Consider the following 21,127-nt stretch of genomic DNA (forward strand, 5'->3'; position numbering starts at 1 on the left):
CGGTGCTCAAGGCGACCCTGAGGAGCTTTCTCGCGCACAAGGGGCGGCTCGCCCTGTCCGCGCTGGCCGTGGTCCTGTCCGTGGCGTTCGTCGCGGGCAGCCTGATCTTCTCCGACACCGTCACCCGTACCTTCGACCGGCTGTTCGCCTCCACCGCCGCCGACGTGACGGTCCGGCCCAAGCAGCTGGACCTGAGCGCGGCACGCCTGAGCGGTTCGGTGCAGACCCTGCCCGCCGCGCTGCGGGACCGGGTGGCGAAGGCGGACGGGGTCGCGGCGGCCCGCGCCGAGGTGTCGGTGCAGAACGCCGTCGTGGTCGACGCCCGCGACCGGTCCGTCGGCCCGACCACCGGCGCCCCGACCATCACGATGGCCTGGTACGTCACCCCCCGCAGCCCGGTGAAGCTGACCTCCGGTCACGCGCCGCACGGTGCGGGCGAGGCCCTGCTGGACGCCGACACGGCCGGCAAGAGGCACGTACGGATCGGCGACACGCTGACCGTGCAGGCGCAGCCGGGCTCGTTCCGGGTGCGGGTCGTCGGCATCGCCACCTTCACCACCACCAACCCCGGCGCCGCACTGGTCTACCTGGACCCGGCGGTGGCGGGCCGCGAACTGCTCGGGTCGGCCGCGAAGGCCACCGGCATCACGGTGGACGCGGCCGCTGGGGTGTCCGACGAACAGCTCAAGCGGCACGTCGGCCGGACGATCGGCACCGGCGCCTACGACCTGAAGACCGCCGGCGAGCAGGCCGAGTCCGCGGCGGCGAGCCTCGGCACGTTCCTGGACGTGGTCAAGTACGTGATGCTGGGCTTCGCCGGGATCGCGCTGCTCGTCGGCGTGTTCCTCATCGTCAACACGTTCTCCATGCTGAGCGCCCAGCGCACCCGTGAGCTGGGCCTGCTGCGCGCCCTCGGCGCGGACCGGCGGCAGGTGCGGCGCTCGGTGCTCACCGAGGCGCTGCTGCTGGGGCTCGCCGGTTCGACGCTCGGCCTGGCCGCCGGGATCGGGCTGGCGCTGGCCCTGATCCGGCTGATGAGCGCGTTCGGGATGAACCTGAAGGCCACGGAGATGGTCATCGGCTGGGGCACGCCCGTCGCGGCGTACGGCGTCGGCGTCGGCGTCACCTTCGTCGCCGCCTATCTGCCCGCCCGGCGCGCGGCGGCCGTCTCGCCGATGGCGGCGCTCGCCGACGCCGAGGTCGCCGGTGTGGGCAAGCCGCTGAAGGTGCGGGCGATCGTCGGTGCGGTGCTCGGCGTGGCCGGCGCGGCGGCGCTGGCCGGATGCGCGGCGGCCACGAAGACCGCGCAGGCCGCCGGGCTGCTGGGGCTCGGCGTGGTGCTGACGCTGATCGCCACCGTGGTCGCCGGACCGCTGCTGGTACGGCCGGTGATCCGGGTCCTGGGCGCGGCCTTCCCCGCGCTGTTCGGCTCGGTCGGCCGGATGAGCCAGCGCAACGCCCTGCGCAATCCGCGCCGTACTGGTGCCACGGCCGCCGCGCTCATGGTGGGCCTGGCGCTGGTCGGCGGGATGTCGGTGGCGAGCGCCTCGATGTCCGCGTCGTTCGACCGGCAGATCGACAAGAGCCTCGGCGCCGACTTCACCGTGCAGAACGCGAACTTCACCCCGTTCATCCGGCAGGTGCGCGACACCGTGGCCGCGACGCGGGGCGTCGGGCTCGTCGTACGCCGGCGGCTCACCCCGGTCGCCGTGCGGCTGCCGGACGGAAAGCGGACCGAGACGTCCGCCGTCGCGTACGGCCCGGGGCTCGACGACGTCGTGCACCTCACTTACGCGCAGGGGGGTTCGGCGGACGCGCTGGCGGACGGTCACCTCGCCATGGACGCCGGCTTCGCCGCGGACCACGGCGTACGGGTCGGCAGCGTCCTGCCGGTCGAGTTCCCGGGCGGACGGCGCGCCGAGCTGACCGTCGGGGCCCTCACCGACCAGGACACGGCACAGGGTTTCGGCGCACAGGGCGGCCTGTACTTCGGCCTCGCCACCCTCGACCGGTACGTGCCGGGCGCCCAGGACTCGGTGCTCTACGTCAACGCGGCCCCCGGCACCGGGCCCGCTGACCTGCGGCCCCGGCTGGAGCGGGCGCTCGGCCCGTACCCGCAGGTCCAGGTGCGCAACCAGACCGACTACAAGGAGCTGGTCCACGATCAGATCGCCGTCCTGCTCTACCTGGTGTACGCGCTGCTGGGGCTGGCGATCGTCATCGCGGTGCTCGGCGTGGTCAACACGCTCGCGCTGTCGGTGGTGGAGCGCACCCGGGAGATCGGGCTGCTGCGCGCGATCGGGCTGGGGCGGCGGCAGCTGCGCCGGATGATCCGTCTGGAGTCGGTGGTGATCGCCGTGTTCGGCGCGGTCCTGGGACTGGGGCTGGGGCTGGTGTGGGGCGTGTGCATGCAGCGGGTGCTGACCCTGCGCGGGCTGACGGCGCTCGCGATCCCCTGGGGCACGATCGTCGCGGTCGTGATCGGCTCGGCGGTGGTGGGCGTCGTGGCGGCCCTGCTGCCGGCGCTGCGGGCGTCGCGGATGAACGTGCTGGCGGCGATCGCGCACGAGTGACGGCGGCGGGCCGGCATGAGGGGCGTCCGCATCACGGAATGCCGGGTCCAGGGCCGCCGTTCGTGATCCGATGACCGCATGACCGACCTGACCGGACCGACCGACCTGACCGGACCGACCGACCTGACCGGCCTCTCCATACGGCCCGCCGTCCACGACGACCTCGACGCCGTCCTCGCCTTCTGGCGGACGGCCGCCGAGGGCACCAGCATCAGCGACGACCGCGCCGGGGTGGCGCGGCTGCTCGACCGCGACCCCGGGGCGCTGCTGCTCGCCGAGTCGGCGGGCGACCTGCTCGGCACGGTGATCGCCGGCTTCGACGGCTGGCGGTGCCATCTGTACCGGCTCGCGGTGCATCCGGAGCGGCGGCGGCAGGGCGTCGCCTCGGTACTGCTGGCCGCCGCCGAGGAGCGGTTCGTACGGCTCGGCGGGCGGCGCGCGGATGCGATGGTGCTGGTCCGCAACGAGACCGCGCACCGGGCCTGGGGCGCGGCCGGATACGGCCCGCAGGAGCAATGGCGGCGCTGGGTGAAGCCGCTCACCGGCTGACCTTCGCGCGTTACTTTGCCCATCCTTTACCATTAAGGGAGCACTCGGCTCTCTATGAAAGGTTGTGAGCGTCCGCCCATGGGCGAGCCTCCCAGTCCGCGACACCGCGCGTTCCGTCCGGCCCTGCCCGATCATGGGAGGACGGGGGTGACCCGATGACCGAAGTGCTGCTCCTTCTGGTGGCGATCCTGCTGTCGATCGCCTGTGGCGCCTTCGTGGCGGCCGAGTTCTCGCTGACCACGGTGGACCGCGGCGAGCTGGAGCGGGCCGCCGAGCGCGGGGAGCGCGGTGCCGCCGGCGCCCTGAAGGCCGTACGGAGCCTGACCTTCCAGCTCTCCGGCGCCCAGCTCGGCATCACGGTGACCAACCTGGTGGTCGGCATGCTCGCCGAACCGTCGATCGCCCGGCTGCTCGCCGGTCCGTTCCGGGCGACGGGCCTGTCGGCCGACGCGGCGAGCTCCGTTGCGCTGGTGCTCGGTACGGCCCTGTCGACGGTGTTCCTGATGGTCGTCGGCGAGCTGGTGCCGAAGAACTGGGCGATCTCCTCACCGCTGGCCGTGGCCCGGCGGGTGGGCAACCCGCAGCGCTTGTTCAGCGCGGCCTTCAGGCCCTTCATCACCCACCTGAACAACACGGCCAACCGTGTCGTGCGCCGCTTCGGCATCGAGCCCGCCGAGGAGCTGGCCTCCGCGCGCGGCCCGCAGGAACTGGCCGCCCTCGCCCGGCACTCCGCCAAACAGGGCGCGCTGGAGGCCGACACCGCCGAGCTGTTCGTGCGCACGCTGAACCTGGCCGACCTGACCGCGGAGAACGTGATGACCCCGCGCGTGCAGGTCATCGCCCTCGACACCCAGGCGACCTGCGCGGACGTGGCGAACGCGACCCGGGCCACCGGCCTGTCCCGGTTCCCGGTCTACCGGGGCAGCCTGGACTCGGTCGTCGGCACCGCCCACATCAAGGACGTCCTCGCCGTCCCCGCCGACCAGCGCCGCCACCGCACGGTCGCCCAGATCATGCGCGAGCCGCTGCTGGTGCCCGAGTCCCTGACCGTCGACCGGCTGCTGGACCGCCTCGGCGGCCGGCGCACCATGGCCGTCGTCATCGACGAGTACGGCGGCACGGCGGGCGTGGCGACCCTGGAGGACATCGTCGAGGAGGTCGTCGGCGAGGTGCGCGACGAGCACGACCCGCACGAGACGCCCGACCTCGCCCCCGCCGGGGCGGACGCCGACGGCCGGGCCCTGTACTCGGCGGACGGCGCCGCCCGCACCGACCAGCTCGCCCGGGTGGGCCTGCGGGTGCCCGACGGGCCGTACGAGACGCTGGCGGGCCTGGTCGCCACCGAGCTGGGCCGGATACCCGCGATCGGTGACCGCGTCGAGGTCGCCGGCTGGCGGCTGGACGTGGTGGACGCCACGGGCCGCCGGGCGGCCCGCGTGCTGCTGCACGCGCCGCTGGACGACGAGCGGACCGACGAGACGCCGGAGCGTGCCCGATGACCGCCGTACAGCTGCTGATCGGTCTCGCGACCCTCGTCGTCAACGCCTTCTTCGTGGGCGCCGAGTTCGCGCTGATCTCCGTACGCCGCTCGCAGGTGGAGCCGCTCGCCCAGGAGGGCGACCGGCGCGCCAGGAGCGTGCTGTGGGGCCTGGAGCACGTGTCCGCGCTGCTGGCCGCCGCCCAGCTCGGCATCACGCTGTGCACCCTGGTCCTCGGCGTGGTCGCCGAGCCGGCGATCGCGCATCTGCTGGAGCCGGCGTTCCACGCGCTCGGGGTGCCCGTGGGCGCGGGCCACGCGGTGTCGTTCGTGATCGCGCTGACCCTGGCGACCTATCTGCACATGCTGCTGGGCGAGATGGTCCCGAAGAACATCGCGCTCGCCGAGCCGGTGCGCAGCGCGCTGCTGCTCGGCCCGCCGCTGGTCGCGCTGTCCCGGGCGCTGCGCCCGGTGATCTTCACGGTCAACGCCTTCGCGAACGGGCTGCTGAAGCTGCTCCGGGTGGAGGCCAGGGACGAGGTCGCGGCGACCTTCACGGACACCGAGCTCGCCGAGATCGTGAAGGACGCCAGCGAAGCGGGCCTGATCGACGACCGGGCCCAGGAACGGCTGCACGACGCGCTGGAGCTGGGCAGCCGGCCGGTGCGGGACGTGGTGGTGCCCCTGGAGCGGGTCGTGTACGCGCGCGTGGGCGTCACCCCGGAGCAGCTGGAGCGGCTGTCGGCCGAGTCGGGCTTCTCCCGCTTCCCGGTGGTCGACGAGGGCCGCCGGATCGTGGGCTATCTGCATGTCAAGGACGCGTTGGACGCCTCGCCGCGGGACGTGCCGTTCCGGCTGCGGGACATGCGGTCCATCGCGCGCGTGCGGGAGAAGACGCCGCTGGACGACGTGCTGACCGCGATGCGCCGCAGCCGTACGCACCTGGCGGCCGTGCTCGGCGACGACGGCCGGCTGGCCGGGCTGGTGACGATGGAGGACGTGCTGCGGCAGCTGTTCGGACAGCCGGCCCAGGGGTGACGACGGGCGGCACCGGGGCGACCGACCGGCGGGTATGGAGCCGGGATACCATCTCTCACGCCATGCAGACGAATCCCACACCTCCCCCGTACACCAGCCTGGTCGCGGTCGGCGACTCCTTCACCGAGGGCATGTCGGACCTGCTGCCCGACGGCTCCTACCGGGGCTGGGCCGACCTGCTCGCCGCGCGGATGGCCACCCGCGCCCCGGACTTCCGGTACGCCAACCTCGCCGTGCGCGGCAAGCTGATCGGGCAGATCGTCGACGAGCAGGTGGACGTGGCGGCGGCCATGAAGGCCGACGTGATCACGCTGGTCGGCGGCCTGAACGACACCCTGCGGCCCAAGTGCGACATGGGCCGGGTGCGCGGGCTGCTGACCGAGGCGGTGGAGCGGCTCGCCCCGGCCTGCGAGCGGCTGGTGCTGATGCGCAGCCCCGGCCGGCAGGGCCCGGTGCTGGAGCGGTTCCGGCCGCGCATGGAGGAGCTGTTCGCCCACATCGACGAGCTGGCCGGGAAGCACGGCGCGCTGGTGGTCGACCTGTACGGCGCACCCTCGCTGAGCGACCCGCGGCTGTGGGACGTGGACCGGCTGCACCTGACGGCGGAGGGGCACCGCCGGGTCGCCGAGGCGGTGTGGCAGACGCTCGGGTACGAGGCGGAGGACGCCGCGTGGCACGTGCCGATGCCGGCCACGCTGCCGCCGGGCTGGCTGACGCGCCGGGCCGCGGACGCCCGCTTCGCCCGGCAGCACCTGCTGCCGTGGATAGGCCGCCGCCTGACCGGCCGCTCCTCGGGCGACGGCCGCCCGCCGAAGCGGCCGGAGCTGCTGCCGTACGAGGGGCAGGCGTAGCCCCGCGGCCCTGAGGACGCGGGTGACCGGCGTCCGCGGCCGGCTCCACGAGTTCGGCGCCCGCCGGGAACAGGCGCCCCCCGGACCGCGGTCATGGTGAGGGACCGGGCGTACCTGCCCGAGCGCCCGGATCCGCGCGAGCCGGCCGGCAGCGGGGCGGTGACGTGGCTCTCGTAGCTTCCGCCCAACGGGGGCGTGGCGCTGGCCTGCACGAATCGCCAGTAGACTCTGGACACTGTTCTACGTCCGTCTCTATCTGGGCTGGTCACCGGTCGTAGCAAGTGGACGCCAGGGGCTGTTGTCTCACAATTTCTCACACGGGCGCTTTCTGATCTCCCCCATGGAAGCTGTCCCACGCGGTGGCCGCGGCCCGCAGATCCTCGACGTCCGGGCGCACGTACTTCCGCTTCGTGAAACCGGCGTTCGTGTGCCCAGCCCACGCCGCGAGGATGTGGTCAGGCACTCCAGCGTTGGCGAGGTACGTCAGGCAGGAGTGCCGCGCGTCGTACAGCCGCACCTGCCTCATCTCCAGCTCACGCATGAGCCGGTAGGCGTGCTCGCGCAGGTGCCGGGTGTTCCGCGCAATGCCGAGCTGGTCGACGACCACGTAAGGCGAGTCGGTGTAGCCCTCCCCCGCAGCCAGCTTCTCGCGGGCCTGCAGCGCCTTGAACTTCTTCAGCGCGTCCAGCGCCTTTGAGGGCAGCGGTAGTACGCGTTCGCCGGCCGCGGTCTTGGCGTCCTTCTCCAGCACCTTCACGTTGCCGATCATGGTGCGCGTGTTCGTCATCTCGAGCGTGGCGAGCTTCAGGTCGATGTCCGTCCAGCGCAGGCCCACCACCTCGGCGGGCCGCAAGCCCATCAGGGACAGCAGTAGCGGGGCGTACAGGCGGTCCCGCTCGATGCCCCCGATGAACCGCTGCACCTCCGGGACAGTCCACGGGCGGCCCTTGGGACGCTCACGCTTGTCGGTCTTCTTGTCTGCGAGGCTGATCCGTACGTACTGCGCCGGGCTGGTCGCAATGAGCTTGCGCACCACGGCTCGGCCGAGCGCTTCCTTCAGCCGAGTGAGGACGCCCTCGGCGGTTGACACGGCGAGGCGGGTGCCGGCCTCTCCTCCCTTGCGGCGGCCGTTGGCGACGACGTCGTCGATGCAGTCCTTCACCTGGTCCTCGGTGAGTTCTTGCAGGCGGATGTGGCCGATGCGGTCGTAGACGTGGACCAGGGCGAGCCGGTAGGTGCGGATCGTCGTCTCCTCGACGTCGCGCCGCTTGAACTCAAGCCACTCGTCTAGCCACTCCCCCAGCGTGATCCTGCTCGGGGCGACCAGGGTTCCTGCCGAGCGCTGGTGCTCGATGCGGCTGCGCTCGGCGAGGACTTCTTTCTTCGTGTCCTTCGTGATGGTGATCTGGATCCGCTTGCCGCTGTCATCGCGGCCGGCGTCGACCACGGTGCGATAGCGGACCGCGCCGTTCTTCAGGGTGACCTTCTTGATCTCGGCCATGCCCTCCCCTTCCGATATCCAAGGTGGGGCTAGCTAGCCCGCTCGCCCCTTCCGAGCCGGCGGCAGAAACCCTCTGCGTCGAGCCTCGAAGATCCATCGGTGGACTGTTGTGGTTGGCACACCAGCCTCTTCTGCAAGCACCTTCGCCGGGGCCGAGGTCTCGCGTACGGCGTCGTTATAGGTCTCGGCTACTTGGCGGTAGAACGAATCCGGGTCACTCCCGTCCGGGCGTGAGAGCGGCTCGCGCTGCGAAGTCACGCCGGATGCGGACGGAGAGGAGTCCGGCCGTTTCGAGTTGGCAAGGTACCTGGCAAGAGCATCGTCCAGTTGCCCGAACTCCGCCTCATGCGACGGCAGCCAGTCCGGGCCGGCCACTCCCGACCGCCTGGCGGTCAGCGCAGCCCCGACCGTCCGTGTGTTGAGCAGGGACTCGATGCGGGCGATGGGGATGGACTTCAGCGTGGCTGAGTCCAGGGCGTCGCTGACCACGACGAGGTTCCCGACGACCCAGCGCCCGTCCTTCTCAACCGCCTTGATCAGGATGCGGGGGACGACGTCAGGGACGGAGACCTCTAGCCAGCCAGAGGCTCCGGTTTCTTGGACATACATAGGGCTCACCGTAGAGACGCGCGGGTGTCCGCACAAGTCCACCACGGTCCAGCGCGTAAGTTCTCATACTTGCGCGCGCAGCTCTTGCGTGGTTTGCTGCTCCTTGAGACCGCGTAAGTTTCGCGGCTCTTCGGATCAAGGGGAACCCATGTCAGAAGACACTCAGCTCCTTCTGTCTCCGGAGCGCGCTGCAGATCGTATGGACCTGGGGCGGTCGAAGATCTTCGAGCTCATGGCCACGGGAGAGCTGGAGTCCGTACGCATCGGCCGCTCTCGCCGCATCCCTCTCGATGCGTTGAAGGCCTACGTCGAGCGACTTCGGGCGGACCAGAACACGCGAGTTGCCTCGTGAGCGCCGGTCCGGTCAAGACGCAGAACTGCCCAACGCTCGATGAGGTGCGCAAGTGGCCGGCCACGGTCGAAGTGCCGCGCGCCGCGCTGGCACTCGGCTGCAGCCGCAGCCAGCTGTACGAGCTGATCAAACGCGGCGAGGCGCCCGTGAAGATCCTCAGCTTCGGCGCCCGCCACCGCGTGGTTACGGCCTCGCTCGTCCGCCTCCTCGAAGGCGCATGAAACGACCCTTCCCGCGCCGGCACTAGCGATGCCGACGAGGAAGGGGCCTACCGCTCCACACACCGAAGGCCCGGCGTCGACCTTCCACAGCCTGCCGGGCCCCCAGAGAAACGGACTCCTCAGATGATGGCACACCGCCTCAGCGTCCCGCCCGTCGACAACAAGCCGACCGGCCGCGCCCTGCCCTACATCCCCGAGCCCAGCAGCGAGCACCCCGAGAACGCGGCCGCACCCGGCGCCTGCCCCGTCTTCAGGGACTGCACGGAGACCGCCCCGGGCCACTACGACCACTGCGCCCACAACCGCAAGGTGACCGAGGACGACGGCACCACCCCGGTCCTCACCGCCGGCATGGTGGCGCTGTCCGGCGAGGACCAGGCCGCGATCGTCTACATCCGCAACGCCGAGTTCGCCGACGCCGCGTCGGTCCACGCGAAGACCGCCGAGCTGCGCCGCTTCCTGGACGAGGTCGACGCCCTGGCGGTGCGAGTGTTCGCCGATCACGAGGCCCGCGGGTGACGACCCGCCCCTGCCGCCGTGCACCCCGCCCGCGCTCGTCGCCGGGCGGGGTCGCGGCACAACGCCCCTGAGCAAAGCACCACCCCTGCCCACCCCGCGAGGCCGCTCCCACCAGGGAGAGATGAAGTCAACCCGCACCGGCCGAGCACCTCGCGAACGGACTGCGAACCATGCTCGAAACCCGCCAGAGGCGAGGCCGAACCATCCGCAGCGATCACCGCTGGGCCCTCCTGATCTCCCAGCGGTACAGCCTCTCTCTCGACGAAGCACGTGCCGAACTCCGCAGGCTCGCCGCCGCCGGCTGGCAACTCTGGGAGTTCCGTGCCCGCTTCGCCAACGCATGCAAGGACGACGCCGAGTGAGCGAGTACGACCAGATCATCGAGGGGCTAAACGCTCATGGGAGCCGCCGCAGCGGCACGTCAGGCTGGCAATGCCCCGCCCACGATGACCGTGTGGCATCCCTCTCGGTCACCGAACGGGACGGCAAACCGCTGCTGTTCTGCCAGGCCGGGTGCGACACGAATGATGTCCTCGCCGCTATCGGCACCAGCTGGAGCCAGCTCCGCCCCAAGACCGACCCCGGCAAGACATCGTGGGTCGCCAAGTACGAGTACACCGATGAGCGCGGCGCCGTGATGTTCGTCAAGGAGCGCGGCGAGCCTAAGACCTTCCGCATCTACAAGCCGCTCACAGGCGGCCGGCGGCAGTACAAGGACGTGTTCGGCGGCAGCCACCCGCCTCGCCGTGTCCTGTACCGGCTTCCTGCTGTGTTGAAAGCGATCGCCGAGGGGCGGACGATCTACCTCTGCGAGGGTGAGAAGGATGTCGCTGCCGCCGAGCGAGCAGGCGTGACGGCGACGTGCAACTTCGAAGGCGCCGCCAAGGATGGCCAGAGGCCCAAGTGGCGGCCGGAGTACGGCGACGCGCTCAAGGGTGCGCACGTCGTCATCGTCGCCGACAACGACGCGGCCGGTCGGGCACATGCGGAGGCTGCCCGCAGGGATCTCGACGGCAAGGCCGCTTCCGTCAGAGTTGTCCGTGGCCTGGTCAACCGGGAGAAGGCAGATCTCGCCGATCACCTGGCGGCAGGGCACGGCCTCGCCGATCTGGTGCCCCTCGACAACCAGGACGTCCAGCCGGTTGAGGACGACGTCGATGAGCCCCCGCTGGACCCCGAGACGATGTCGTCTGAGGAGTACTTCCAGGCGCGCGTGAAGGCGATGCTCGGGGAGTTCCTCGACACCAACGACCTCGACAAGATCACCCCGCTTGAACCGCTCCTCGGCGATCTCCTGCAGGTCAACACCCTGTGCCGCGCCGTCGGACCCTCCGGCTCCTTCAAGTCGTTCGTCCTGCTCGACATGTGCGGCTGCATCGGCACCGGCGTGAAATGGCACGGCCAGTACGTGAAGCAGGGCACGGTCGTCTACCTGGTGGCCGAGGGCGAGCAGGGCATCCGTAAGCGGGTGCGCGCCTGGGAGCAGCAGTACGGCATGCGCATGGACAACGTCCTCTTCCTGCCCCGACCCGTCCAGGCGATGAGCCCAGAGTGGGACGTGCTGATCGCAGCGCTTCAAGAGATCGGCCCGGTCCTGGTCGTCGTCGACACGCAGGCCCGCGTCACGGTCGGCGTCGAGGAGAACTCCAACACGGAAATGGGCAAGGTCGTCGACCGCCTTGACCAGCTGCGCACAGCGACGAGTGCGTGCGTCGTCATCGTCCACCACACCGGCCATGTCGGCGAGCACGGCCGCGGCGCCTCCGCAGTGAAGGGCGCCCTGCAGTCCGAGCTCCACGTGTCGAAGAAGGGCGACAAGCTCTCGAACTACGTCCTCACGGTGAAGTCCGGCAAGCAGAAGGACGAGGACCAGAGCGACGAGTTCCTGTTCGGGCTCAAGAAGCTCTCCATCGACGGTGAGTACAAGCCCGACGGCCGACCTGTGACATCGCTGGTGCTTGAGTCGCTGGACGTTGTCCCGCCAGGTGAGCAGCCGGCGCCTGAGGGGTCCGTCGAGTGGATCGTCCAGCAGCTCGACAAGGCGAATGTGCCCAACGAGTACGGCCGGCGCAGGCTGCGGACCGAGTGCCAGAAGCTTGCCTTCCAGGTCCGCGACGAGAAGTTGCAAGAGGTCGCGAACATCCGGCGCACCCGTGGCCAAGACCGGTTCCCAGAGCGGTTCCCGGATCTTGAAGGCGAAATGGTTCCCGAGGGCGGAACCACACAGGGAGGAACCGCAGGTCAGACCGGTTCCGCGCCGGTCGGGAACCACAGGGAACCAGGCACCCCGCGAGCGGTGGTTCCCTCCTCCTCTCTAAGGAGGGAACCGGCGGTACAAGAGGGGCCGGTGTGCGTCGTCTGCCACACGCGACTCGACGCCGACTGGGCATCCCGCGGCAACGACCGACACGTCGGGTGCTGAACCGCGATGGACGTCAAGCACTGGATCACCCAAGCCGAACGACTGCGCACCGAGGACGCGTACACCTACCAGCACTTCGCTCGAGACCTCACCCGGCAACTCACCTGGACCGGAGCCGTAGATGTGGCCACAGCCCTCCGAGGCCACGTCTACGGCTGGACCGGCAGCCACCCACTGCACAAGGAGATCGAGCCGCTCTACACCCGGCTCGGCTGGGAACAGGCGGCACTGATCGCGGCCTGGTTCCGCAACGAACGCAACCGCCCGCAGAGGCGGCCAGGGGGCTGGCCAGCCGCCGTCCCCAGCAGGCAGACCGAACGCATCGCGCAAGGAGACCCCGATGACCGGCACCCCTGACCGAACCGACTGGTTGATCGGCGCGCTCAACGCCGGCGCCCTCGCCGCGGCCTACCAGTGCGGCCACTGCAGCTCCGAGACCAGCCACACGACCGACGACAACGGCATCGTGCACGTCGCTGTCCGCCACGACGACACCTGCCCGGTCTTGGCAGGGGCGCTCTCATCCACCCCGGACGTGGTCCGCGCCCTTGCCAGCCACATCCCTGACACGTTCCGGCGCTGAGGAGCCCCCATGCCCGAGATCATCCCCGCAGCCCCCGGCTGGTACGTCCAGGAAACCGCCGAGGGTAAAACCACCCTCGAGCCCGTCATCGCCTGGCTGGCCAACACTGACACCGACGGACACCCCGAGCTCCTGCCATTCGTCGACGGCGGCCCCGGCACACCCCCACTCCCGCTGTCCGCCGAGGGCTTCACGGAGTTCGACCGCTGCATCGTCTACCGCCCCAACTACGACCCCGGAGCGGAGCAGTGACCCAGGCCGCCAACGACCTCACCGAGGCCGAAGTCTTCGGCCCCGTCGGCTACATCTCCCGATGCCTCGCCCACATCCGAGCCGGCTACCCCATCGACGAACTCGACGGACTCTTCGTCCTGTACGTCACGCCGACCCAGGCCGACGTCGAGCACGCGCGCGTCATGGCCGACGCCCTACTCGAAACCCCCGACGTCGTCTTTGGCGCCCTGTAAGGAGTGACCGCCCATGACCGTTTCTGACCTGGACGCAAAAAGCCAGGCCGTCCTGCTGCTGGCCCAAGGGGCGAGCAGTGACAAGGCCGGCGAGGGTGTCGGCGTATCGGGACGAACCGTCCGAAGGTGGCGCGAAGACCCCGCCTTCGAGGCCGAGGTGAAGGCCGCGCAGAGGGAGCTGCTCGCCGAGGCCAGGGCCGCGCTCGGCGGCGCAGCACGGGACGCGATCGCCACGCTGCACGCGGCGCTGCAGGATCCGTCCACGGCGCTGCGGATCCGCGCGGCCGCGGTGCTGCTGTCCGCGCTGCCAGCCATCTCCGAGCAGTTCGAGCTCGAGGAGCGGCTGGCCGCACTGGAGACGGCCCTCGTCGAATCGGGGCGGGCGGCATGAGCGCGCGCAGCTTCCGGGCCCGCCTGGACCGTGTGGCGCGCGCGTTGGGCGAGCCGACGGAACAGGCGCCGGTGTGCGTGCACCACGGCCCGGCGTGCGAGCTGGGCACGGTGGAGCTGCCGGAGATCTACCGCATGGCGGTCGAGGCGCGACGCCGGGTGGGGATGCCGGCGCCGCCGCTGGACGAGCACCGGCAGGCGACGCCCGCGGAGGCGGCCCGGTACCGGCGGGAGGTGGCTGAGGCGCTGGCCGAGGTCAAGGCCCGTGTCGCTCAAGAGGAAGCCGCGATCCGCGGCGACCTGAACCACTACTGAGGGAGAACAGCATGTCCAACGTGAACCGTCCGGTCACCCAGTCCGCGGCCGCCCATGCACAGCGGATCCGCGAGCAGCAGCGCGGCGAGGAGGAGAGGCCGGCGGCGGGACAGTCGACGGCCGAGCTGTACGCCGCGCGGATCCTGCCGGGCTACAAGCGGGACGAGGAGCTGCGCGAGCGGGCCCGGCTGAACGAGATGGCGGCGCGCGGCCGGTGGGTGCCGGGCGACCAGGACGAGGACGACGAGGAGCCGGAGGAGGTCGAGGAGCAGGCGGCCAGCCTGACGGAGAACCCGGAGCGCCGGTCTGCCCGGGCAGCTCACCGCAACAGCGTCCAGTCCGCCTACAAGCGGGCGGAGCGGGAGGCGCAGGGCTTCATCGCCTGACCCTGCCCGTACCCTGTGCCCGGTCGTCGTCGGCGGCCGGGCACAGCCATGTTCGGGCAACGGTTCGGCGATTCCGGGCCGCCACGGTTCTGACTCCCGATAACATTCCTTCTTATGAGCCAGAGTTACGAGATCGCTGTACCGGGCAACGGTCCGTCAGATGCCGTCTCCAACGCCACCCCGGCCCTGTCCGCCGCCGCTCGCGAAGCCCTCGACGCCGGCACCGCCGACTCCACGCGCCGCGCCTACTCCAACGACTGGGCCGAGTTCACCGCATGGTGCGCCGCCACCGGGCACACCCCGCTGCCCGCCACCCCTGAGACCGTGGTCGAGTACGTCACCGCGCTCACGACCACACCCCGCCCGCGGACCGGCCGCCCGTACTCGCCCAGCAGCATCGAGCGCGCGGTCGCCGCCATCCGCACCGCGCACTCCGCCGCGAACGTCACCCCGCCCAGCACCAAAGGCGCCCGCGTCGTCCTGCGCGGCTACCGCGACCGGCTCGCCCGCGCCAAGGACCCGGCCGCCAAGCCCCGCAAGGCGCAGCCTGCCGTGCCGTCCGCGCTGCGTGCCATGCTCGACACCCTCGACCGCGGCACGCTCATCGGCCGGCGGGATGCCGCGCTGCTGCTTCTCGGCTTCGCCACCGCGGCCCGCGTCTCCGAGCTGGTCGCCCTCGACCTGGCGGACGTGCCCGAGACCGCCCACGGCATCGAGGCCTCGGTGTACCGGCGCAAGGTGAAGCAGTTCAGCGACACCGCCGTGCCCTACGGCAGCAACCTGGCCACCTGCCCGGTCCGGGCTGTCCGGGCGCTCCGTGAGGCGATGGCGGAAGCAGGCCGCGAGGATGGGCCGCTGTTCGTCCGTATCGACCGGCACGGCCGTATCGCCCCGCCCATGCTCCGCCACGGCGTACCGATCGGGGACCCGGTCGGTCGTCTCACTGCGCAGGCCGCCGCGCAGGTAGTCGAGCGGGCCGCCGAGGCTGCGGGCCTCGAGGGTCAGTGGTCCGGGCACAGCCTGCGCCGCGGCTTTGCCACGGCCGCCAGGAAGGCCGGGCACGACCTAGTGCGGATCGGCCGCCACGGCGGATGGGCCGATGGCTCCCGCGCGCTGCTCGGCTACCTCGAGGACTCCGACCGCTGGGAGGATAACCCCGTGGCGGGCACGGGACTCTGAGCGAAGAGGTTCCGAACGGAGGTGCCCCACCAGGCGCCGCGAACCATGGGCGGCACCCCGTCCGTGTTGAGGCCGGCCGCAATGGCGTGCCAGCTCCGTCCTGCTGCCCGCTCGGCGCTGATCCGGGCACGGACATCCGTAGGCACAGAGATGCCGCGGCGCCGGACGTGCCGGGTGCCGCGCCGGGTGCGCAGCTGCTCCTCGTCGACCGTGACGGCCAGCAGTACGGCGGCCTGCCATGGGTCCAGCTGCAGCGTGTCGGCGAGCCGCACGGCCAGCGCGGTGGACGGTGGGCGCTGCTCCGCCTCAAGTGCCCGCAGGCGCCCGGGCGAGGCATGGACGGCGGTAGCGAGGGCGTCACGGGAGAGGCCGGCGTCGACGCGGGCGTTGCGGAGCATGACGCCGAACCCGACCGGCAGCGGGGCCCAGCGTGGTGAAGGTGGGGATGCCATGTCGCCCAGCATCCATGCGGTGAGGAATCAAAGGCAAGAGACTCTCTACGCCTTCGAATCAAAGGTCATGTGGAGTATCGTTCAACTGGACGGCGTATCCAGCGACGTCACAGGTCGACGATCCGAAGGCGCGATGCCTGAGCGCGATGCTCACCCGCGATCCGAGCCACGGCCTGGCCCTCCCAACCGCCAGCCCTCCGCATCCGGGAGCCCGCCATGGCCCGCCGCTTCTCCGGCCACCAACTCCGCACCGCCCGCCGAACCGCCGGCCTGTCCGTCCGCCAGGTCGCTGCCAGCGTCGGGCGCAGCCGCTACGCCGTGCACGCGTACGAACGCGGCGCCGCACAGCCGCCGATCGAGGTAGCCGACCGTTTGGCCGACGTCGTCGGCGCCTCGCTCACTGACCTGCTGGCCGACGATGGCGTGCAGGCGGTGACGGTCTGATGGCCGGCTCATTTCGCATAGCCGAGGGATACGTCGAGGTCACGGCCGACGAGTCCGCCTACAACCGCGCCATGGACCGGCTGAAGTCCAAGCGCAACGAGGTAGGCGTCCGGCTCAACCTCGACGACAAGGACGCGAAGACGGCCCTTGACCGGTTCGTACGCGACCGCTCCATGAAGGTCAGGGTCAATCTCGAAGGGACGGCGCTCAGCTCGCTGAACCTGCGAGACCGAACCGTCAACATCCTGCCGAAGCTGGAGGACGCCGCCCGCCAGCTCGCCGAGGAGCAGCTCGTCACCCTCACACGCGACCGCACGGTCCGCATCATTGCCGACCTCGACACACGGGCCGCAGCCGATGACCTCGCCCTGCTCACCAGGGCCCGCACCACCCGCATCACCGCGGACGCCGACACCCGCGCCGCTGCCGACGACCTGGCGCTCCTCACCCGCAGCCGCACGGCCCACGTCCGCGTCGACGTCGACCGGTCCGCCCTCGGCGCCCTCGGGAGTCTGGGGAGCTCCGGCAGCTCCATGGGGCTGCTGTCGAGCAAGGTTGTCGCCCTCACCACGGCCGCCCTCGCGGCCATGCCGACTCTCGTCTCCCTGGGTGAGTCCATCGCCGCCATGGGCCCGGCGGCCCTGATCGCCGCACCGGCGATGCTGTCGTTGGGCAGCGCCTTCGCCGCCATCAAGATCGGCACCAGCGGGATAGGCGCCGCGTTCAAGCAGGCCTTCGCGCCGGCCACCTCGTCGGCGCACGCGGCAGCATCGGCTACGCGCCGCGTGGAGGACGCACAGCGGTCGCTGGCTCGCGCCCAGCAGGGAGTCAAGGACGCCGAGGTACGCGCGGCCGAGGCCCGCGTCCAGGCGGCCCGGCAGATCGAGGACGCCCAGCGCTCCCTGAAGTCGACGGTGCAGGAGGTCGCCGACGCCAACCGGCGCGCGGCCGAGCAGGTGGAGCAGGCCGAGCGGGACTTGGCCGACGCGCAGCGCGCCGCACGGCAGGCGCAGCTCGATCTCACCGCGGCGCGGAAGCAAGCGGCGCAGGAACTCGAGGACTTGAACAACAGGCTGGCCGACTCTCAGCTGGACCAGCGGCAGAAGGTGCTGGACCTGCAGGACGCCGAGGCCAACCTGAACGCGGTCAAAGCCAAGGGCGCGAAGGCCACCGCTGAGGAGCTGGCGAAAGCGCAGCTGCAGTACGACCAAGCGGTCCAGGCCTTGAAGGAGCAGCAGACCGAGACCGAGCGGCTGCAGAAGCAGACTGCCGACGCCAACGCGGCCGGCGTCGAGGGTTCCAAGACGGTCAAGGACGCCAAGGACAAGGTCCGTGACGCGAACCAGGAGGTCGCGGACAAGACCAAGAATCTGAAGGACGCCGAGACCGACCAGGCCCGCACGGCGCAGGACGGCCTGGACCGGATCGCCAAGGCGGAGCGTGACCTGGCCGACGCCCGTGCCGCCGCGACCAAGGCCGCGGCCGACGGTGCCCGACAGATCGCCGACGCGAACCAGGCCGTGGCCGACGCCGCGCGGAACGTAGCCGAGGCACAAGAGGCCGGCGCGCAGGCCACGAACAAGACCGCCAACGCCATGGCCAAGCTCGCGCCCAATGCCCGCGAGTTCGTGCAGGCCGTCGTCGCACAGGCGGGCGCGTGGCGCGCCTTGAAGCTCGATGTCCAGCAGCGCCTATTCCAGGGCCTCGGCCAGAGTTTCACGCAGATGGCGAAGGCCGCGCTGCCCTCACTGCACGACGGACTGGTCGGCACGGCAGGCGTACTGAACACCATGGCGAAGAACGCCATGAGCGCCGTGACCGAGCTGGGCAAGACGGGCATGCTGCGGCAGCTGTTCGACGGCCTCAACAAGGGCATGGCACCCCTCGCCAAGGTGCCCGGCCAGTTCATCACCGCCCTCACGCAGATCGGCATCGCGGCCAGCCCGGCGTTCAAGCGGCTGACGACCGCGGCGGCCGGCGCGTCCGACAAGATCTCAAAGAAGATCAGCAACGCGTTCAAGTCCGGTGCGCTCGAGAAGGCCATCGACCACGCCATCGACCTGGCCAAGCAGTTCGGCCGGATGGTCGGCAACATCTTCGGCACGCTCGGCAACATCATGGACGCCGCGAAGTTGGGCGGTCTGGACGCGCTCAGCACCCTCACCGACGCCTTCGGGGAGCTCCGCCGCGTCACCGGCCTGCCAGCAATGCAGGAGGCACTCGGCGAGATCTTTGGGGGGCTGCACAGGATCGCATCGGACCTCATCACCGTTGTTGGTGCGGCGCTGGAGAACCTGGCGCCGATCGCGGCACCATTCGTGTCGATGATCGCTGGGATTGCCGACACAGTGGCTGGCCCGCTCACGTCGTTCTTCAAGTTCCTCGGAGATCACTCGACGCTGGTCGGGTCGATCGCGGCGGGCATCCTGGCGATCGTCACCGCGATGAAGCTGTGGGAGTTGGCGACCATGGCCGTCACCGTGGTGCAGACGATTCTGACGACGGTTATGGACGCGAGTCCCATCGGCCTCGTGGTGCTTGCCCTGACGGGTCTCGCGGCCGGCCTGATGTACGCGTGGAAGCACAGTGAGACGTTCCGCGACGTGGTGATGGGCGTGTGGAACGCGGTGAAGGGGTTCTTCCAGGGCACGTGGGACATGATTAACACGTACATCGTTCAGCCGTTCGAGAGGCTGTACGACATCCTGGTCGGCCACTCGATCATCCCCGACCTGGTCAACGCGATCGTCGGCTGGTTCAAGTCGCTGTGGTCAAAGACCAAGGAGATCTTCACGACCCTGAAGAACTGGGTCGTGGGGCTCTGGAAAGACCTGTGGAACGGCGTCCGCTCGAAGTGGGACAGCTTCTGGGGCGGGCTGAAGAGTTCGGTGTCCGGGGCGTGGAGCTGGATCAAATCCAGCGTGTCCGGGTTGAAGACGGCGATCACGAGCACGTGGTCCGGGCTGTGGAACGGCGCGAAGAACACGATCTCCGGGATCTTCTCCACGATCAACAGCAAGATCACCAGCTTCAAGAACGGCATGAAGTCCGCGTTCACGGCGCTCCGCGACGGGCTCGGCGTCATCTGGAACGGCGTCAAATCGAAGATCTCCGCACCGGTGAAGTTCGTCGTGGGCACGGTCTACAACAACGGCATCCGCAAGATGTGGAACAGCATCGCCGGAAAGATCAGCTCAAAGATCACCCTGCCGACCATCTCCCTCGGCTTCAACCGCGGTGGCGTCGTCCCCGGCCAAGGAAACACGGACACGGTACCGGCGATGCTGACACCGGGCGAGCGGATCCTGTCCAAACAGCAGGTCGCCCAACTCGGCGGCCACCGAGGCATCGACGCCATGCTCGGCCAGGACCACCCCACCCGCACCGGCGGCAACCCCAGCCAGCAGCAGGAACGACGCAGGGAGCAGGCCGGACAGCAGCACTTCGCCTCCGGCGGCATCGTCGGCAGCATCACCTCCGGCATCGGCAACGTCCTCGGCGGCGCCTACGACTGGGTGAAGGACGTCGTCGTCGGCGGCCTCAAGAGCGCGGCGCAGAAGGCCCTCAGCTCCCTCGTCCGGCCGCTCATCAACGCGATCCCCGGCTCGGGCATCGGGAACCTGATGCGCGGCCTCGTCAACAAGGGCGTCGACGGTATGCTCGGTTGGTTCGGCAACCAGGACAAGAAGGCCAAGGGCGGCCCGGCCGTGCAGCGCGCGCTGACGTGGGCCAAGTCCCAGGGTGGCCTGCCCTACCAGTGGGCCGGTAACGGCAACCCCTCGTGGGACTGCTCGGGGTTCATGTCCGCGATCGAGTCCGTGATCCGGGGCGAGCACCCGCACCGCCGCTGGGCGACCGGCGCGTTCGTCGGGAACAGCGGCCCGTCCGGCTGGGTCCGGAACCTGAAGTCGCCCTTCGAGATCGGCATCACAAACGCCGGCGTGGGCCACACGGCCGGCACGCTGGCCGGGGTGAACGTCGAGTCGTCCGGCGGCGCCGGCGTCCACTACGGCAAGACCGCCCGCGGCGCCGGAGACCCGATGTTCACCAGCCGGTGGGGCTTCGCGCCGGCCACGAAGTACGACTCGGGCGGGCTGCTCCAGCCCGGCGCGACCCTCGCAGTCAACAAAACCGGCAAGCCAGAAGCCGTCCTCACCGCCGAGGAGCGCGCAGCGTTCCAGAGCATGCTGCGCAGCGGCGGCAGCATCACCATCGAGACGATCAATCTCTCCGGCAGCTTCGACTTCTCCAAGCCTTCGGCGGCCAAGGAAGCCGCACGGCAGCTGCGGGCGGCGATGAAGGAAGAGCTGCGCAAGTTCGACCGGGAGCGCGCCCGATGAGCACCCCGGCAGTCCTGCGATGGCCGCTCCCTGATTGGGTCATCGCCGAGGCCGGCATCGCCTGCCCAGCATGCGGCACCAGGGCGCGCCTGATCCTCGCCATGGACCTCGACGACCGCAGCGACGAGCCGTCATACATGGCGTGTCCGGCGGGCCACCAGTGGGCCGAGAAGCGCCTGCCGCGCCGCGTAGGTGCCGAGCTGCTCGCCGAGGTCCTCGACGCCGAGCCGGGCCTGCTGGGCAGCCTCGATGAGCTGCGCCGCGAGTACGGGGGCGAATGAGCCCGCCCGTCCTCGTCCGCTGGGGGGCGCTGAGGACGGGCGGACGAGGTGGTGTGGCCGCCCCCGACAGGGGCGACGGGGCGGCCACTCTCCAGCGCCCTGACCCTCGTCTTCGCCGTCAGATAGGTCCCGCTGGAGTCTGGCCCGCACCCGGCACGTCGGCATGCCGGGCACGGGA

The 21,127-nt window shown here is 70.5% G+C and carries 24 protein-coding genes; 21 read left to right on the plus strand and 3 right to left on the minus strand.

All coding sequences use genetic code 11. The features are described from left to right. The first annotated feature begins 2 nt into the window (after positions 1-2). From AB0N17_RS03500 to AB0N17_RS03520, 5 genes are all read left to right on the plus strand, one after another. Entirely contained in the window at positions 3-2,573 is a 2,571-nt protein-coding gene (locus AB0N17_RS03500; RefSeq protein WP_366009409.1) for an ABC transporter permease, read from the plus strand. Between the two features lie 123 nt (positions 2,574-2,696). Beyond that, entirely contained in the window at positions 2,697-3,122 is a 426-nt protein-coding gene (locus AB0N17_RS03505) for a GNAT family N-acetyltransferase (protein WP_366009576.1), read from the plus strand. Between the two features lie 155 nt (positions 3,123-3,277). Further along, positions 3,278-4,621: a hemolysin family protein gene (locus AB0N17_RS03510; protein ID WP_366009410.1), complete on the plus strand. Its 1,344-nt coding sequence runs from the start codon at positions 3,278-3,280 to the stop codon at positions 4,619-4,621. Next, positions 4,618-5,637: a hemolysin family protein gene (locus AB0N17_RS03515; protein ID WP_366009411.1), complete on the plus strand. Its 1,020-nt coding sequence runs from the start codon at positions 4,618-4,620 to the stop codon at positions 5,635-5,637. The genes AB0N17_RS03510 and AB0N17_RS03515 overlap by 4 nt, the downstream gene beginning before the upstream one ends. Positions 5,638-5,699: 62 nt before the next feature. Next, positions 5,700-6,488 (plus strand): SGNH/GDSL hydrolase family protein, encoded by a 789-nt coding sequence (locus tag AB0N17_RS03520; RefSeq protein ID WP_366009412.1) that lies wholly within the window; start codon positions 5,700-5,702, stop codon positions 6,486-6,488. 313 nt (positions 6,489-6,801) lie between these two features. Here AB0N17_RS03520 and AB0N17_RS03525 read toward each other — a convergent pair whose 3' ends face one another. Both AB0N17_RS03525 and AB0N17_RS03530 read right to left on the minus strand, forming a co-directional pair. Next, positions 6,802-7,989: a tyrosine-type recombinase/integrase gene (locus AB0N17_RS03525; RefSeq protein WP_366009413.1), complete on the minus strand. Its 1,188-nt coding sequence runs from the start codon at positions 7,987-7,989 to the stop codon at positions 6,802-6,804. Between the two features lie 33 nt (positions 7,990-8,022). Further along, positions 8,023-8,598, minus strand: coding sequence for a hypothetical protein (locus AB0N17_RS03530; RefSeq protein ID WP_366009414.1), 576 nt, complete (start codon positions 8,596-8,598; stop codon positions 8,023-8,025). Positions 8,599-8,746: 148 nt separating this feature from the next. Between AB0N17_RS03530 and AB0N17_RS03535 the strand changes: the two genes are divergently transcribed. From AB0N17_RS03535 to AB0N17_RS03595, 13 genes are all read left to right on the plus strand, one after another. After that, entirely contained in the window at positions 8,747-8,950 is a 204-nt protein-coding gene (locus AB0N17_RS03535; protein ID WP_366009415.1) for an excisionase family DNA-binding protein, read from the plus strand. Then, positions 8,947-9,171, plus strand: coding sequence for a DNA-binding protein (locus tag AB0N17_RS03540; RefSeq protein WP_366009416.1), 225 nt, complete (start codon positions 8,947-8,949; stop codon positions 9,169-9,171). Before AB0N17_RS03535 ends, AB0N17_RS03540 begins: the two co-directional genes overlap by 4 nt. A gap of 123 nt (positions 9,172-9,294) precedes the next feature. After that, on the plus strand, positions 9,295-9,690 hold the full coding sequence (locus AB0N17_RS03545; RefSeq protein ID WP_366009417.1) for a hypothetical protein: 396 nt from the start codon (positions 9,295-9,297) through the stop codon (positions 9,688-9,690). 170 nt (positions 9,691-9,860) lie between these two features. Next, complete coding sequence (locus AB0N17_RS03550; protein ID WP_366009418.1) at positions 9,861-10,052, plus strand: hypothetical protein; 192 nt, start codon at positions 9,861-9,863, stop codon at positions 10,050-10,052. Then, a complete protein-coding gene (locus tag AB0N17_RS03555; protein WP_366009419.1) occupies positions 10,049-12,112 on the plus strand; it encodes an AAA family ATPase in 2,064 nt (687 codons plus the stop codon). Before AB0N17_RS03550 ends, AB0N17_RS03555 begins: the two co-directional genes overlap by 4 nt. 6 nt (positions 12,113-12,118) lie before the next feature. Further along, positions 12,119-12,469, plus strand: coding sequence for a hypothetical protein (locus tag AB0N17_RS03560; RefSeq protein ID WP_366009420.1), 351 nt, complete (start codon positions 12,119-12,121; stop codon positions 12,467-12,469). After that, complete coding sequence (locus AB0N17_RS03565) at positions 12,453-12,695, plus strand: hypothetical protein (protein WP_366009421.1); 243 nt, start codon at positions 12,453-12,455, stop codon at positions 12,693-12,695. Before AB0N17_RS03560 ends, AB0N17_RS03565 begins: the two co-directional genes overlap by 17 nt. Positions 12,696-12,704: 9 nt before the next feature. After that, a complete protein-coding gene (locus tag AB0N17_RS03570; RefSeq protein WP_366009422.1) occupies positions 12,705-12,947 on the plus strand; it encodes a hypothetical protein in 243 nt (80 codons plus the stop codon). Then, a complete protein-coding gene (locus AB0N17_RS03575) occupies positions 12,944-13,162 on the plus strand; it encodes a hypothetical protein (RefSeq protein ID WP_366009423.1) in 219 nt (72 codons plus the stop codon). The genes AB0N17_RS03570 and AB0N17_RS03575 overlap by 4 nt, the downstream gene beginning before the upstream one ends. A 13-nt stretch (positions 13,163-13,175) precedes the next feature. After that, complete coding sequence (locus AB0N17_RS03580; protein ID WP_366009424.1) at positions 13,176-13,553, plus strand: hypothetical protein; 378 nt, start codon at positions 13,176-13,178, stop codon at positions 13,551-13,553. After that, positions 13,550-13,867: a hypothetical protein gene (locus AB0N17_RS03585; protein WP_366009425.1), complete on the plus strand. Its 318-nt coding sequence runs from the start codon at positions 13,550-13,552 to the stop codon at positions 13,865-13,867. Before AB0N17_RS03580 ends, AB0N17_RS03585 begins: the two co-directional genes overlap by 4 nt. A gap of 11 nt (positions 13,868-13,878) precedes the next feature. Next, a complete protein-coding gene (locus AB0N17_RS03590) occupies positions 13,879-14,253 on the plus strand; it encodes a hypothetical protein (protein ID WP_366009426.1) in 375 nt (124 codons plus the stop codon). Between the two features lie 114 nt (positions 14,254-14,367). Beyond that, entirely contained in the window at positions 14,368-15,432 is a 1,065-nt protein-coding gene (locus AB0N17_RS03595; protein ID WP_366009427.1) for a site-specific integrase, read from the plus strand. Here AB0N17_RS03595 and AB0N17_RS03600 read toward each other — a convergent pair. Next, entirely contained in the window at positions 15,375-15,884 is a 510-nt protein-coding gene (locus AB0N17_RS03600) for a helix-turn-helix transcriptional regulator (RefSeq protein WP_366009428.1), read from the minus strand. The two genes, AB0N17_RS03595 and AB0N17_RS03600, sit on opposite strands and share 58 nt — an antisense overlap. Positions 15,885-16,100: 216 nt before the next feature. Between AB0N17_RS03600 and AB0N17_RS03605 the strand changes: the two genes are divergently transcribed. Genes AB0N17_RS03605 through AB0N17_RS03615 form a run of 3 tightly spaced genes read left to right on the plus strand, consistent with a single transcriptional unit; the run spans position 16,101 to position 20,949 of the window. Beyond that, positions 16,101-16,328, plus strand: a complete 228-nt coding sequence (locus AB0N17_RS03605; protein WP_366009429.1) for a helix-turn-helix transcriptional regulator — start codon at positions 16,101-16,103, stop codon at positions 16,326-16,328. Continuing rightward, positions 16,328-20,668 (plus strand): hypothetical protein, encoded by a 4,341-nt coding sequence (locus AB0N17_RS03610; RefSeq protein WP_366009430.1) that lies wholly within the window; start codon positions 16,328-16,330, stop codon positions 20,666-20,668. Before AB0N17_RS03605 ends, AB0N17_RS03610 begins: the two co-directional genes overlap by 1 nt. Next, on the plus strand, positions 20,665-20,949 hold the full coding sequence (locus AB0N17_RS03615) for a hypothetical protein (protein WP_366009432.1): 285 nt from the start codon (positions 20,665-20,667) through the stop codon (positions 20,947-20,949). Before AB0N17_RS03610 ends, AB0N17_RS03615 begins: the two co-directional genes overlap by 4 nt. Positions 20,950-21,127 lie beyond the last annotated feature (178 nt).

Source organism: Streptomyces sp. NPDC051133 (assembly GCF_040682635.1).
In the GTDB taxonomy this organism is placed as follows: Bacteria; Actinomycetota; Actinomycetes; order Streptomycetales; family Streptomycetaceae; genus Streptomyces.

Bases quoted from the DNA above. Each gene is read 5' to 3' on its own strand.
- AB0N17_RS03510 (WP_366009410.1), top strand. From the start codon at position 3,278: ATGACCGAAGTGCTGCTCCTTCTGGTGGCGATCCTGCTGTCGATCGCC.
- AB0N17_RS03515 (WP_366009411.1), top strand. From the start codon at position 4,618: ATGACCGCCGTACAGCTGCTGATCGGTCTCGCGACCCTCGTCGTCAAC.
- AB0N17_RS03520 (WP_366009412.1), top strand. From the start codon at position 5,700: ATGCAGACGAATCCCACACCTCCCCCGTACACCAGCCTGGTCGCGGTC.
- AB0N17_RS03525 (WP_366009413.1), bottom strand. From the start codon at position 7,989: ATGGCCGAGATCAAGAAGGTCACCCTGAAGAACGGCGCGGTCCGCTAT.
- AB0N17_RS03530 (WP_366009414.1), bottom strand. From the start codon at position 8,598: ATGTATGTCCAAGAAACCGGAGCCTCTGGCTGGCTAGAGGTCTCCGTC.
- AB0N17_RS03535 (WP_366009415.1), top strand. From the start codon at position 8,747: ATGTCAGAAGACACTCAGCTCCTTCTGTCTCCGGAGCGCGCTGCAGAT.
- AB0N17_RS03545 (WP_366009417.1), top strand. From the start codon at position 9,295: ATGATGGCACACCGCCTCAGCGTCCCGCCCGTCGACAACAAGCCGACC.
- AB0N17_RS03550 (WP_366009418.1), top strand. From the start codon at position 9,861: ATGCTCGAAACCCGCCAGAGGCGAGGCCGAACCATCCGCAGCGATCAC.
- AB0N17_RS03560 (WP_366009420.1), top strand. From the start codon at position 12,119: ATGGACGTCAAGCACTGGATCACCCAAGCCGAACGACTGCGCACCGAG.
- AB0N17_RS03565 (WP_366009421.1), top strand. From the start codon at position 12,453: ATGACCGGCACCCCTGACCGAACCGACTGGTTGATCGGCGCGCTCAAC.
- AB0N17_RS03570 (WP_366009422.1), top strand. From the start codon at position 12,705: ATGCCCGAGATCATCCCCGCAGCCCCCGGCTGGTACGTCCAGGAAACC.
- AB0N17_RS03580 (WP_366009424.1), top strand. From the start codon at position 13,176: ATGACCGTTTCTGACCTGGACGCAAAAAGCCAGGCCGTCCTGCTGCTG.
- AB0N17_RS03585 (WP_366009425.1), top strand. From the start codon at position 13,550: ATGAGCGCGCGCAGCTTCCGGGCCCGCCTGGACCGTGTGGCGCGCGCG.
- AB0N17_RS03590 (WP_366009426.1), top strand. From the start codon at position 13,879: ATGTCCAACGTGAACCGTCCGGTCACCCAGTCCGCGGCCGCCCATGCA.
- AB0N17_RS03595 (WP_366009427.1), top strand. From the start codon at position 14,368: ATGAGCCAGAGTTACGAGATCGCTGTACCGGGCAACGGTCCGTCAGAT.
- AB0N17_RS03600 (WP_366009428.1), bottom strand. From the start codon at position 15,884: ATGGCATCCCCACCTTCACCACGCTGGGCCCCGCTGCCGGTCGGGTTC.
- AB0N17_RS03605 (WP_366009429.1), top strand. From the start codon at position 16,101: ATGGCCCGCCGCTTCTCCGGCCACCAACTCCGCACCGCCCGCCGAACC.
- AB0N17_RS03610 (WP_366009430.1), top strand. From the start codon at position 16,328: ATGGCCGGCTCATTTCGCATAGCCGAGGGATACGTCGAGGTCACGGCC.
- AB0N17_RS03615 (WP_366009432.1), top strand. From the start codon at position 20,665: ATGAGCACCCCGGCAGTCCTGCGATGGCCGCTCCCTGATTGGGTCATC.